Source organism: Arthrobacter oryzae, assembly GCF_030718995.1.
GTDB lineage: Bacteria > Actinomycetota > Actinomycetes > Actinomycetales > Micrococcaceae > Arthrobacter > Arthrobacter oryzae_C.
In genome coordinates this window covers 1,960,270-1,972,885 of record NZ_CP132204.1, presented here as the reverse complement: position 1 = coordinate 1,972,885, position 12,616 = coordinate 1,960,270, and the positions used below count along the sequence as shown (strand labels likewise).

General features: G+C 65.4%; 11 protein-coding genes and 1 tRNA gene. 6 read left to right on the top strand and 6 right to left on the bottom strand.

What is annotated here, in order from left to right; all coding sequences use genetic code 11:
* Nucleotides 1–6 precede the first annotated feature (6 nt).
* Both mmsA and mmsB read left to right on the top strand, forming a co-directional pair.
* Nucleotides 7–1,536 carry a multiple monosaccharide ABC transporter ATP-binding protein gene (gene mmsA / locus Q8Z05_RS09140; RefSeq protein ID WP_305943146.1) on the top strand — a complete coding sequence of 510 codons (1,530 nt, stop codon included), beginning with the start codon at nt 7–9 and terminating at the stop codon, nt 1,534–1,536.
* A gap of 6 nt (nt 1,537–1,542) precedes the next feature.
* Complete coding sequence (gene mmsB / locus Q8Z05_RS09135; RefSeq protein ID WP_305943145.1) at nt 1,543–2,835, top strand: multiple monosaccharide ABC transporter permease; 1,293 nt, start codon at nt 1,543–1,545, stop codon at nt 2,833–2,835.
* Between the two features lie 40 nt (nt 2,836–2,875).
* Here the strand turns inward: mmsB and Q8Z05_RS09130 are convergent, their stop codons facing one another.
* Both Q8Z05_RS09130 and Q8Z05_RS09125 read right to left on the bottom strand, forming a co-directional pair.
* Nucleotides 2,876–3,904, bottom strand: a complete 1,029-nt coding sequence (locus Q8Z05_RS09130) for a LacI family DNA-binding transcriptional regulator (RefSeq protein ID WP_305943144.1) — start codon at nt 3,902–3,904, stop codon at nt 2,876–2,878.
* A 4-nt stretch (nt 3,905–3,908) separates the two neighbouring features.
* The gene (locus tag Q8Z05_RS09125) at nt 3,909–5,567 is read right to left on the bottom strand and encodes a substrate-binding domain-containing protein (protein ID WP_305943143.1); all 1,659 of its coding nucleotides are present in this window, start codon (nt 5,565–5,567) and stop codon (nt 3,909–3,911) included.
* Nucleotides 5,568–5,784: 217 nt separating this feature from the next.
* Here Q8Z05_RS09125 and Q8Z05_RS09120 point away from each other — a divergent pair, with 217 nt between their 5' ends.
* On the top strand, nt 5,785–6,588 hold the full coding sequence (locus Q8Z05_RS09120; protein ID WP_305943142.1) for a dioxygenase family protein: 804 nt from the start codon (nt 5,785–5,787) through the stop codon (nt 6,586–6,588).
* A 96-nt stretch (nt 6,589–6,684) separates the two neighbouring features.
* Here the strand turns inward: Q8Z05_RS09120 and Q8Z05_RS09115 are convergent.
* Nucleotides 6,685–6,757 (bottom strand) — tRNA-Lys (locus tag Q8Z05_RS09115).
* A gap of 240 nt (nt 6,758–6,997) precedes the next feature.
* On the opposite strand from Q8Z05_RS09115, the gene Q8Z05_RS09110 reads away from it, so the two are divergent.
* The 3 genes from Q8Z05_RS09110 to Q8Z05_RS09100 all read left to right on the top strand — a co-directional run bounded on the left by Q8Z05_RS09110 (nt 6,998) and on the right by Q8Z05_RS09100 (nt 9,585).
* The gene (locus tag Q8Z05_RS09110) at nt 6,998–7,657 is read left to right on the top strand and encodes a hypothetical protein (protein WP_305943141.1); all 660 of its coding nucleotides are present in this window, start codon (nt 6,998–7,000) and stop codon (nt 7,655–7,657) included.
* A gap of 292 nt (nt 7,658–7,949) precedes the next feature.
* Nucleotides 7,950–8,567, top strand: a complete 618-nt coding sequence (locus Q8Z05_RS09105; RefSeq protein WP_305943140.1) for a DUF47 domain-containing protein — start codon at nt 7,950–7,952, stop codon at nt 8,565–8,567.
* A gap of 1 nt (nt 8,568) precedes the next feature.
* Nucleotides 8,569–9,585, top strand: coding sequence for an inorganic phosphate transporter (locus Q8Z05_RS09100; RefSeq protein WP_305943139.1), 1,017 nt, complete (start codon nt 8,569–8,571; stop codon nt 9,583–9,585).
* Between the two features lie 81 nt (nt 9,586–9,666).
* Here the strand turns inward: Q8Z05_RS09100 and pstB are convergent, their stop codons facing one another.
* From pstB to pstC, 3 genes are read right to left on the bottom strand one after another with little or no spacing between them, the layout of a single operon-like run.
* The gene (pstB, locus tag Q8Z05_RS09095) at nt 9,667–10,446 is read right to left on the bottom strand and encodes a phosphate ABC transporter ATP-binding protein PstB (protein WP_011690076.1); all 780 of its coding nucleotides are present in this window, start codon (nt 10,444–10,446) and stop codon (nt 9,667–9,669) included.
* 45 nt (nt 10,447–10,491) lie between these two features.
* Nucleotides 10,492–11,601: a phosphate ABC transporter permease PstA gene (gene pstA / locus Q8Z05_RS09090; RefSeq protein ID WP_305943138.1), complete on the bottom strand. Its 1,110-nt coding sequence runs from the start codon at nt 11,599–11,601 to the stop codon at nt 10,492–10,494.
* The gene (gene pstC / locus Q8Z05_RS09085; protein ID WP_305943137.1) at nt 11,602–12,534 is read right to left on the bottom strand and encodes a phosphate ABC transporter permease subunit PstC; all 933 of its coding nucleotides are present in this window, start codon (nt 12,532–12,534) and stop codon (nt 11,602–11,604) included.
* Nucleotides 12,535–12,616: the final 82 nt, after the last annotated feature.

Sequence of the window (12,616 nt, the reverse complement as noted above, 5' to 3'; positions counted from 1 at the left end):
ATGACCATGAACGCACCCATCCTCCAAATGCGGGGAATCACCAAGACCTTCCCCGGCGTCAAAGCCCTCCAGGACGTCACCCTTGACGTCAACCGCGGCGAAGTCCATGCCATCTGCGGCGAAAACGGCGCCGGCAAATCGACCCTGATGAAAGTGCTGTCCGGCGTGTACCCGCACAACACGTTCGACGGCGACATCCTCTTCGAGAACGAACCCTGCGACTTCGCGACCATCAGCGACAGCGAGAAGCGCGGCATCGTCATCATCCACCAGGAACTGGCCCTCAGCCCCTACCTGTCCATCGCGGAGAACATCTTCCTGGGGAACGAACTGGCCACGCGCGGCTGGGTGGACTGGCGCAAAACCAACCTGGAGGCAGCCAAGCTGCTCGCCAGGGTGGGCCTTAGTGAGAACCCGGTGACGCCGATCCAGCACATCAGCGTCGGAAAACAACAGCTGGTGGAGATCGCCAAGGCGCTGTCGAAGGAGGTCAAACTGCTCATCCTTGACGAGCCGACGGCGGCCCTCAACGATGAAGACTCCGACCACCTGCTGGACCTCATCCTGCACCTGAAAAACCAGGGCGTCACCAGCATCATCATCAGCCACAAGCTCAACGAAATCCGCAAGGTGGCCGACGCCGTGACCATCATCCGGGACGGCAAATCGATCGAGACCCTGCGGCTGAACGAGGGCCAGATCACCCAGGAACGGATCATCCGCGGCATGGTGGGCCGGGACCTCGAAAGCCTCTACCCGGACCGCTCTCCCGTCATTGGCGAGGAGGTCCTCCGCATTGAGGACTGGTCCGTGCGGCACCCGCAGGACCACTCCCGCATGGTGGTCCGCAACGCCAGCCTGAACGTCCGGAAGGGCGAGGTGGTGGGACTTGCCGGGCTCATGGGCGCCGGACGCACAGAACTGGCCATGAGCGTGTTCGGCAGGACCTACGGCCGCGCAGTCTCGGGCAAAGTGTTCAAGTACGGCGAGGAAATCGACACCTCCACCGTCCCCGACGCCATCCGCCACGGCATTGCCTACGCCACCGAGGACCGCAAGCACTACGGCCTGAACCTGATCGAGGACATCAAGCGCAACATCTCCATGGCGGCCCTCGGCAAGCTCGCTAAACGCGGCTGGGTGGACGGCAACGAGGAAACGAAGGTGGCCAACCGCTACCGGAAGAGCATGAACATCAAGGCTCCCTCCGTCGCCGCCATCACCGGAAAGCTCTCCGGCGGCAACCAGCAGAAGGTGGTCCTGAGCAAATGGATGTTCTCCGACCCCGACGTCCTGATTCTCGACGAACCGACCAGGGGCATCGACGTCGGTGCCAAGTTTGAGATCTACACGATCATCGCTGCGCTGGCAGCCGAGGGAAAGGCCGTCATCGTGATCTCCTCCGAACTGCCTGAGCTCCTGGGCATCTGCGACCGGATCTACACACTGTCAGCCGGGCACATCACCGGTGAGCTGCCCATCGCCGAGGCATCCCAGGAAACCCTGATGCACTACATGACCCTAGAGAAGGAATAACGACCCATGTCTGCCCTACGAGAATCCCTCGGCTTCCTGGCAAGCCGCCTCCGCCAGGTCGGCATCTTCGTCGCCCTGATCCTGATCGTCATCCTGTTCCAGGTCCTCACCGACGGCATCCTCCTGCAGCCGCAGAACGTCACCAACCTGGTGGTCCAGAACAGCTACATCCTGATTCTGGCCATCGGCATGGTGATGGTCATCATCGCCGGCCACATTGACCTGTCCGTCGGCTCAATCGCCGGCTTCATCGGCGCCGTGTCCGGCGTCATGATTGTCCACTGGGGCTGGGCGTGGTGGATCGCCATCCCGGCGTGCCTCCTCGTCGGTGCCCTGGTTGGCGCCTGGCAGGGGTATTGGATCGCCTACGTCGGCATCCCGGCGTTCATCGTGACCCTCGCCGGCATGCTGATCTTCCGCGGCCTGACACTCATCACCCTCAAGAACCAGCAGATCACGCCGTTCCCCAACGAAATGCGCGCCCTCGGCGGCGGTTTCCTGCCGGACATTTCGGGCGGAACCTCCGTGCTGGAATGGCTGACGGTTATCCTCGGCGTCGGCGGAACGGCCGCCATCCTCTTCCAGGCCCTCAAGGAACGCCGGGTCCGCCGCAAGTTCGACCTGGAAAACGAACCGATGGCCTGGTTTGCCACGAAGACCGCTTTCATCGCAGTGCTGATGCTGGCCATTACTTTCCTGCTGGCGAGCTACCGGGGAACCCCGATCGTCCTGATCGTGCTGGCCGTCCTGGTGATTGTCTACTCAGCCCTCATGAACAACAGCATCTTCGGCCGGCACACCTACGCCATCGGCGGAAACCTGCACGCGGCGGAACTGTCAGGCATCAAGACCAAGGCCGTGACGTTCCGGCTGTTCGTGAACATGGGTGTCCTCGCTGCGTTGGCCGGCCTGGTGTTCACTGCGCGCCTGAACTCAGCGCAGCCGGCTGGTGGAACCGGCTTCGAACTCGACTCCATCGCCGCAGCCTTCATCGGCGGCGCAGCGGTACAGGGCGGTATCGGGACCGTGGCCGGGGCCATGATCGGCGGGCTCATCATGGGCGTCCTCAACAACGGCATGTCCATCCTCGGACTCGGCACGGACTACCAGCAGCTGATCAAGGGCCTGGTGCTGCTGCTTGCCGTCGGCTTCGACATCTTCAACAAGAACCGCAGCGCCAGCGGGTCTGGTTCAGCCATCGGCAAGCGGTTCAAATGGAAGGGAACTCCGCCGGCGGCGGCAGAGCCTGCCAAGGCCCCGGTTCAGCCGGAGGCGGCGCCGGCAAGCTCCGCACGGTAGCCGCGCGCCGTCGTCGTTCCAGTACCCGCCCCGTCCCCTGTTAGGGGACGATGGCGTCAGATGGTGGTGCGGTGCTCTTCCGCACCACCATCTGCGGGTCCACCACAGTGGTGCCCGCCGCGGCGCCGTCCTCAAGCAGCCGCAGCATCAGGTCCACGCAGCGGCGGCCAAGTTCCTCGAAGTCCTGGCGGACCGTGGTGAGCGGCGGCGTGAAATAGCCGGCTTCCGGCTGGTCATCGAATCCCACCACGGAGACGTCCTGCGGCACCCGCACGCCTGCTTCGCCGAAGGCCCGCAGCAGCCCCAGCGCCATCTGGTCGTTGCCCACGAAGACCGCCGTCGCGGCCCGTTCGACGGCGAGTTTCTGCCCGATGCTGTAGCCGCTGCCTGCGCTCCAGTCGCCCTCGACAAAGAGCTCATCATTCAATCCGGCCTCTGCCAGCGCCGCCCGCCAGCCTTCGGCCCGCGCCGCGCCATCGATCCAGTCCTGCGGACCCGAGATGTGGCCGATGCGCCGGTGGCCCTGTTCGATCAAATGCCCGACGGCGAGCCGCGCACCCAGTTTCTGGTCCACCATGGCGCCGCTGAACCGGCCTTCGCCGCTGGAACCCACCACCACCACGGGAACGTCCAGGTTCAGCTTTTGCAGGGCCTGCAGCGTGTCCGTGTGCGGAACCAGCGCCACGATCCCGTCGACGCCCTGGTCCATGAAGTGGCGCGCGGCATCGGATATCGCTTCCGCTCCGACCTCGCGGATGGCCGCGATGCTCACGAAATATCCTGCGTCGCGGGCGGCCTGCTCCACCCCGAGCAGGGTGTTGGCGGGCCCGTACTGGGACAGCTCGCTGGCCAGGACGCCGATGGTGTGGGAACGTCGCGTGACCAGGCTGCGCGCGGCCGTGTTCCGCCGGTAGCCGAGTTCGGCGATGGCAGCTTCAACACGTTCCCTGGTGGACTTGCTCACATTGGGGTGGTTGTTGATGACGCGGGACACCGTCTGGTGCGAGACACCGGCACGCTCCGCCACATCTTCGAGTCGCGGAAGGCGCCGCTCGCTGCTGTTGGCCATACAGCTATTGTGCTCGAGCCTGCAGCGCATCCACGAACACACTCGGGATGTCCTGCGGATTCCTCGCAACATAGCTGGTGCCGCCCGTGGCTTCGGAAATCTTGCGGAGGGTTTCGGCGTCCGCATCCTCGGTGATGCCGATGCTGACGATCACCACGGGCTTGGCGGGGTCCCGTTCCCGTTCCAGGGCCTCGAGCAGCTCCTCGAGGCTGAGGGAATCCGGATCCTCGTTGGCCCCGTCCGTAAACAGGATCACGCTATTGACGGCGCGGGCATCGTAGTTCGCCTTAACGGTGCGGTATGCAGCGAGGGTCGTGTCGTACAGTCCCGTGGCACCGCCGGCCCGCTGGTCGAGGCCGGAGATGTCAGCCACCAGCCGGTCCCGCTGGGTGACACCGTCCACCACCTGGTCCATCCTCCTGATGGGGTCGAGCTCAACGTAGTCCTGGCTGCCGCCGCCCAGGCCGATGGAAAACGCCCACATGCCCAGGGCAGCAGTGTTGGGAAACAGCTTGCTGCCCGCAATCGCCGCCTGTTGCGTGAGCTGCATGCGGGTCTGCCCACCGGCCTGGAAGTTCATGGAGCCGGAGACGTCCATCACCACCAGGGACCTGAAAGGAATGGCTTGCAGGGACCAGCCCTTCAGTGTGCGCTGCACGGTTTCCGCCGACGCGGGCTTGAGCGCCGCGACACTGCCCACGCCCTTCTGGTCCGGTGTCCGGCTGCCGTCCACGGGACGCAGCCCGCTGTCCGCGAGCGCCTTCGCCCCGTCCTCGGTGGCCATCGCAGCTGCCAGCGCCTTGGCAGCGTCAGCGGCGGCAGTGCCGCGCGCCTTGCCTGTGGCGGTCAGGGCCACGGGGTAGTCCAGCGAGACGGAACCTGTGTGCGGCATCGACGCCGACAGTTTGGCACCGGCGGCGGTCTGCGCGAAGGACAGCCAGGCCTGTTCGGTGACGATGGCGAATCCGCCGCCCGCGGCCACCGCCTCGAGCTGCTTGTCATCGGTGAGCTTCTCCCCCGTCCGGCGACTCTCACTCTGTGCCAGCTGGACTGTCGCGGCCTGCAGCGTTTTCGCCTCCGCACGGCCGGCTTCAACCTCGGAAAGTGCGCCAAGCAACGCCACCTCCCCGCTTCCTGTTACCAGCGGGTCGCTGAAGCGCACACCGGGAGCCTGCAGCGCGCTGATCCACGTGGCGAAGCCGGGCACCTCGCCCTGCCGCCCCACAATCACCCCGGGGGTGGAGGCCAGGGACGGCACGGTGATCTCCGGGGGCGCAGCGGCCACAACGCGCTGGACCCGGACAGCGGAGTCGGACACCCACAGGTCCGGGGCGTCCTTGCCCGCGGTCACTATGGCGGCAAGCTCGGGCTGGGTCCGGGTTTCGACCGTGTACTTGATGCATGCCTCAGCGGGGACCCTTGCGGCCGCGCTCTCCAGAGCCGGGGCAATGGTGGCATCGGCACCGACGCGCACTTCGGCGGGCACGTCGCACGGCTTCGCCGCAAGAGGCGACTTGCTTCCCGTGATCCAGAGGACGGCCGCAGCGGCTACGGCAATGGCCACCAGTACGCCAATGATCATCATGATCCGGGGCCAGAAGAACGGCGACTTGCGGGGCAATCGGCTGTGGCGCTGGCGGTCTGCTGCTCGGCGACCTGACATGGGCGCATACCTAACTGCTGGGGTTCCTGGTGGGCGGTGGTGTTTGCCGGCCACTATTCCCTGGCAAAGGGGACGCCCCAAGTCTGGCTGCAAAACCGTTCCAGTATACGTAAACGAGTGTCCGGCATCACATCGTTATGCGCGCGGGCAGGGAGTCGGGCTTGGCGCCCGGAAAATGATGGTTGAAGTTTCAACTAAATCCTCGTAGGATTGCTACATGACGCAGACACTCGACCGCCCGCCCGTACTGTTCCTCAGCCACGGCGCCCCTCCCCTGGCTGACGACGCCCGCTGGACCAGCGAGCTCAGCGCCTGGTCGGGCACTTTCGGCAAACCCAAGGACATCCTGATGGTGTCCGCCCACTGGGAAAATGCCCCGGTGACCCTCAGCGCCACGGTTAACAAGCCGGGCCTCGTGTACGACTTCTGGGGCTTCCCGCAGAAGTACTACGACGTGACGTACGACGCGCCGCAGGCCGGGGAACTGGCCACCGAAGTGGAGAAGCTGGTGTCCACGCACGGCCACCACGTGGAACGCGACGAGGAGCGCGGCCTCGACCACGGCGCCTACGTTCCGCTCGTGGAAATGTTCCCGGAGGCAGACATCCCGGTGCTCCAGATGTCCATGCCCACCCTTGATCCGCAGGGCCTGTTCAACCTGGGCAAGACGCTGGCACCACTGCGGGACCGCGGCACGCTCATCGTGGGCTCGGGCTTCACCACGCACAACCTGCGCTGGTTCAACCCGGCCGCCGGACCGGACACCGCACCACCTTCCGTTTCCAGCGAATTCGATCACTGGGCCGAGGAAACCATGGCCGCCGGCGATGTCGACTCCATCCTGGACTTCCTCAAGAAGGCCCCGGCGGCGCGTGAGGCGCACCCCCGCAGCGAGCACTGGGCGCCGCTCTACGTGGCCCTGGGTGCTGCCTACGAATCCGGTGACCTGAAGGCAAAGACGGCCATCGACGGCTTCTGGTTCGGCCTGTCCAAGCGGTCGTGGACACTCACCGGCAAGTAGCCCGGACTGGAACCCCCGGACCGGTTCCGGGCAACAAAAAACCTCCGGCCCCCTGTTGCCAGGAAGCCGGAGGTTTTCCACTCTTCGCTAAAAGAGTGGGCCCTGTGGGGATCGAACCCACGACCCACGGATTAAAAGTCCGATGCTCTACCAACTGAGCTAAAGGCCCCAGCTGACGCCCGCGGCTGCGCTGCAATCGAACGCAATCGGACCATCAGTCCAGTCCATTTCTGGACGTTAAATACTGTACCGCACGCCAAGGGCAGGTTTTGCACAACGGCGCGGGGCGCCGTCGTGCGTTAAGCACGAGCCCAAACAGTCACGATGGCATTCGCAGCATGCCTCACTACTCCTAAAGCCGCCCGGCGGCAAGCTCGATAACAGAACAGCACAGGAGTAGCGTGGGGGCATGAGCGAGCAAGCAGGACCCAAGGCCTACGGCGGCGCAAACCGGCATCACAAGCCCAAGCCTTTTGCGCCCATCGACTTTGAGCCGTTCGCGGGCGGCGCAGACCCTGCCCGGGTGTCGGAGGCCGCGCACCTGGCGGCGCAGGCGCTGGTGCGCCACGGCCGTGACAGCGACGATCCCAAGGTCACCAAGCGCCTCGTCAAACTCGCGGATGAGCAAGGCCTGGAAGCCATCGCCGAAATGTGGGCCGAAAGCCCGGCACGGTCCCTGCCCGGCGCCCTCTGGCGGCTGTACGCCCTGCGTGCCGCCACCATCCAGGACCCCGAACGCATCTCCGTCTACTTCAAGGCCGGCAAGGACACAGCCCAGGTTTCCAACGTGGTGGCGGGCGCTGCCGAGCCGCCGGGAGCGGATGAAATGAAGTCGATGGCGGATGCCATCCTCTCCGGCGCGTTCGACGGCGAGTTCGACGTCGCGCTGGAACGTTCCGCCGCCTTCTGCCGGGTGGTGGCCCTGGGCCAGGCCACCCTGGCCGACGGCGCCGAACACAGCAACGAAACCCACGCCAGCAAACTCACGCGCAACTCCCATCTCCTGGTGAAGACCGCGGAGGACCTTGAGCACGCAGCAAACGCCTGGCGGCTCGGCGAGCTGGACTGACGCGTCCGCTGCGCAAGTCCGCCAGTGTGACGCACGGAGCGGCCCGGCTGTCAATGTTGACTTGGTTCAGCCAAAGTAGAAAACTGAAACCGGTGCCGAACCGCGAAACCCCCGGGCTTCAACATTTAGCCGCCTAGAGCGGCCTACCGCCGAGAGGCGTATCCGGTTCGGCACCACTTTTATGCCCGTGTGCATCTGCCGGTAAAGTAATCCCCATGTGCGGGTCAACGTCTAGTCACATGGCCCTGCGGCCACATTCCCTGCCGGACCCTACCCATCGCGGAATCCGAAGGTGAAGCTCCGCCTCTTTCCCCAGGAGCCAGCGGGACTGCACCTGCTCTCGCAGATGGCCCGCCAGATCGTCCTAGCCACCGGAACCCTCGCCGAAATCCTCGGCGTCCCCGCCACGGAACACAACCGCCTGGTCGAAGACATGCACGACCATGAGGCCAAATCGGCCGAACTGCAGTTCGCGCTGCTGACCCACATGCGCACCAGCTTCGTGAATCCGCTGCCGCGCGAGGACATGTACGCGCTCTCCCGCTACCTCAACGAGGCCATGGAGAAGCTGGACGCGGCCGCAGAGCTCGTGGCCCTGTACAAGCTCGAACGCCTCCCCAAGCGCGCCGCGGACCAGCTGGAGATCATCAGCAGGCAGGCAGAGCTCACCGTCGACGCGATGCGGCAGCTGAACAACCTGGATGACCTGGAGGACTACTGGATCGAGATCCTCCGCCTGACCAAGCGCGCTGAACGGACCCACCGGGTATGGGTCGCGGACATGCTCAAGGACATGAAGTCCGCCCAGTACGCCCGCAACCGCGACGTCGCCAACCAGCTCGTCGAAGTCACCAAGGACATGCGGCGCATCGCCACCCAGGTAGGCAGCATCATCGTCAAGGAATCCTGACGTGACCGTGTTCTTCTTCGCCGTGGTGGTGCTGTTCGCCGCCGGGTTTGCCTTCCTGAACGGCTTCAGGGACGCCTCAACGTCCGTGGCCCTGGCCGTGCGGACGCGGGCTCTCACGCCAACGGTGGCTGTTCTGCTGGCGGCCCTGTTCAACTTCGTCGGAGCCGCACTGAGCGGGTTCCTGGCGCTGGAGGTGAGCAGGACCTGGATTTCGCTTCCCCGGGGTGAGAACGGCCTGACCATCCTGGCGGCCGGCCTGCTCAGCGCCGTCGTCTGGGGCATTTACACCTGGTGGCGCGGCATTCCGTCGTCCTCCACCCACGCCCTGGTGGGCGGGCTGGCCGGCGCCGGCCTGGCCAGCGTGCTGGTGGGCGGCAACGCCGTGGGCGGCGTGAACAACTCCCTGTTGTTCCAGGTGGTGCTGCCCCTCCTGGTGTCCCCCATCATCGCGTTCGCGGGCGCGTACCTGCTGGTGTGGCCGGCCACCTGGGCGGCACGCTACACGCCGCCCGGCGTGGTGAACAGCCGTTCGCGCCGTACGCAGTCCATCGCCGCGGGGGCGGTGGCGTTCGGCCACGGCCTGCAGGACGGGCAGCGGACCGGCGCGGTGCTGCTGCTGGCGCTCCTGGCCGCGGGGCTGTCCGACGGCGGCGCCATGCCCGGCTGGGTGCCGCTGCTCACCGCGGCGATGCTGACGGCCGGAACGCTGGCCGGAGGCTGGCGCATCTCCTACACCATCGGCTACAAGCTCACGCGAATCGATCCCCTGCGGGGCTTCGTGGCCCAGCTCTACAGCTCTGTCATCCTGCTGCTCGGGGCAATCGGGCTGCACTGGCCGGTTTCCACCACGCACACGGTGACGGCGGCCGTGCTGGGTGCCGGCAGCAACCAGGGCTTCCCGGTGACCAACCGCAGGCTGGTGCTCAGGATCCTCGCGTTCTGGGTCCTCACCCCCGTGGTGACGGCGGCGGCGGCCTTCGTGCTGGAGCTCTCACTCTCGCCCCTCGCGGACCTTTAACGCACCATCGGTTGCTCCGCAACTGCCGTTTTGACGTTCCAAAAGGGCGGTTACGGAGCAACCGATGAAGGGAAGCAGCGCTTATCCGAAGCGGCCGGAGACGTAGTCTTCCGTGGCCTTCTGGGTGGGGTTGCTGAAGATGGTGTGGGTGTCGCCCACCTCGATCAGCTTGCCCGGCTTGCCGGTACCGGCGATGTTGAAGAACGCGGTGCGGTCCGAGACGCGTGCGGCCTGCTGCATGTTGTGCGTGACGATGACCACCGTGTACTGGTCCTTGAGGTCGTTGATGAGGTCCTCAATGGCCAGCGTGGAGATGGGGTCCAGCGCCGAGCAGGGCTCGTCCATCAGGATGACCTGCGGTTCCACGGCGATGGCGCGCGCAATGCACAGGCGCTGCTGCTGGCCGCCGGAAAGGCCGGACCCGGGCTTGGCCAGGCGGTCCTTAACTTCGTTCCACAGGTTGGCGCCCTGCAGGGACCGTTCCACCAGGGCATCTGCCTCACCCTTGGAGATCTTCTGGTTGTTCAGCTTCACGCCGGCCAGGACGTTGTCCCGGATGGACATGGTGGGGAACGGGTTGGGCCGCTGGAACACCATGCCGATCTGCGAACGGACGGTCACAGGGTCCACGCCGGGGCCGTAGAGGTTGTCCCCGTCCAGCAGCACTTCGCCTTCAACCCGGGCGCCCGGAATCACTTCATGCATGCGGTTCAGCGTCCGCAGGAACGTGGACTTGCCACAGCCGGACGGGCCGATGAATGCCGTGACGGACTTGGCCTCGATGTTGATGTTGACGTCCTCAACGGCCAGGAACTTGCCGTAGTAGACGTTCAAATCCTTGACGTCGATGCGCTTAGACATGGTATTCCTTCACTTGCTGGATACGAATTGAATATTACCGGCGAACTAGCGGCCGGTCTTGGGTGCGAAGGTCCTGGCGATCAGGCGTGCGCCGAGATTCAGCAGCATGACCAGGATGATGAGCACCAGCGCGGCACCCCAGGCCCGCTGCGAGGAGGGGTCCGGGTTTGACGGCGAGGTGGGGTTCAGGATCTGGGTGTAGATGAACGTGGGCAGCGAGGCCATCCAGCCGCTGAAGACGTTGTTGTTGATGCTCGTGGCGAAGCCTGCGGTGACCAGGATCGGAGCGGTCTCGCCGATCACGCGGGCGATCGCCAAGGTGACGCCGGAGGCGATGCCGGAGATCGCCGTCGGGATAACCACCTTGAGGATGGTCCGCCATTTGCGAACGCCCAGGGCGTACGCTGCCTCGCGGAGCTCGTTGGGCACAATCTTGAGCATTTCCTCACTGGAGCGCACCACCACCGGGATCATCAGGACGGAAAGCGCGACGGCGGCCACGGCCCCCGTTTTGGTGCCGGGGCCCACGACGGCGAAGAAGAACGCGGCGGCGAAGAGGCCCGCGACGATCGAGGGGATGCCTGTCATGACGTCCACGAAGAACGTAATGGCCCGGGCCAGCGGGCGGTCCTCGCCGTATTCCACCAGGTACACCGCAGTCAGCAGGCCCACCGGAACAGAGATGAGGGTGGCCAGCAGGGTGATCTGGATGGTGCCGAGAAGGGCGTGGTAGATGCCGCCCAGGACGGGCGCGCCCTCCTCGACACTCTTGTTGTCGAAGGCGCCGGTGACACCGTTCATGGAGGTGTTGAGGAAGCCGGGGTCCAGGAGGCCGGGCAGTCCGTTGACCAGGACCGTCCAGATCACCGAAATCAGCGGGAGCAGGGCCACCAGGAAGGAGCCCATCACCAGGCACGTGGCGAGTTTGTCCTTGGCCTTGCGGCCCCCTTCGACGGCGGCACTCCAGCCGACGAGGCCGGCCGTGAACAGGATGGCGGAGACGATGCCCCAACCGAACGCGTTGAAGCCGATCACGGCCATGATGGCGGCGCCGACCACCAGCGCCACGGCGAGGACAACGTAGGGCGCAAACTTCGGCAGCTGTCCCTTGGTGAGGGCGGAACGCTTGCGGACCGGGGTGAGGGTGGAGGTCATTTAGTTGGCTCCCGAGAATTCTTTGTGCCGGCTGATGATCCAGCGGGCAATCATGTTGACGCCCAGCGTGATGACGAACAGGACCAGGCCCGCCGCGATCAGCGTGTTCACCTTCAGGCCGCCGGCCTCAGGGAAGTTCAGGGCGATTTCTGCGGCGATGGTCTGGTTGCCGGACTGGATCAGGCTGGCGGTGAGGGCGCCGGAGGACAGCACCAGGGCCACGGCCATGGTCTCGCCGAGGGCGCGGCCCAGGCCCAGCATGACGGCGCTGACGATGCCCGGGCGGCCGAACGGAAGGACGGCCATCTTGATCATTTCCCAGCGGGTGGCACCGAGGGCCAGCGCGGCTTCCTCATGCAGCTTGGGGGTCTGCAGGAAGATTTCGCGGCTCAGGGACGTGATGATGGGAAGGACCATCACGGCCAGCACGATGCCGGCGGTGAGGATGGTTTTACCGGTGGCCGACGCGGGGCCCTGGAAGATAGGCAGCCAGCCCATGTTCTTGGCCAGCCAGTCGTAGGCCGGGGAGATTTCCTTGGCCAGGAAGGCGGCACCCCAGGCGCCGTACACCACTGACGGGATGGCGGCCAGCAGGTCAATCACGTAACCCAGGCCGGAGGCGAGGCCGCGCGGTGCGAAGTGCGAGATGAAGAGCGCAACACCGATGGATACGGGGGTGGCGATCACGAGGGCAATAAGGGCGGCGATCAGGGTGCCGATGACGATCGGCCAGATGTAGGCAAAGAAGCCTTCGCCGCCCTGGATCTTGTCCGGCGAAGCCACCAGGGCCGGGATCGCCTGGACTACCAGGAACAGGGCAACGCCGAAGAGCACGGCAAGGATCAGGCATCCTGCGGCCAGGGCGGCTCCGGAAAAGACCTTGTCTCCGGCGCGCCCTGCGCCCCGGGACTGTGTCAGGGAGGTGGTGGTCACAAACGATCCTCTGGGTTCGGATAGAACCGACTGCTTCGGCCGGATTTTTTCGGCAGGCAGCGGTGAAACTGGCTTTACTTCG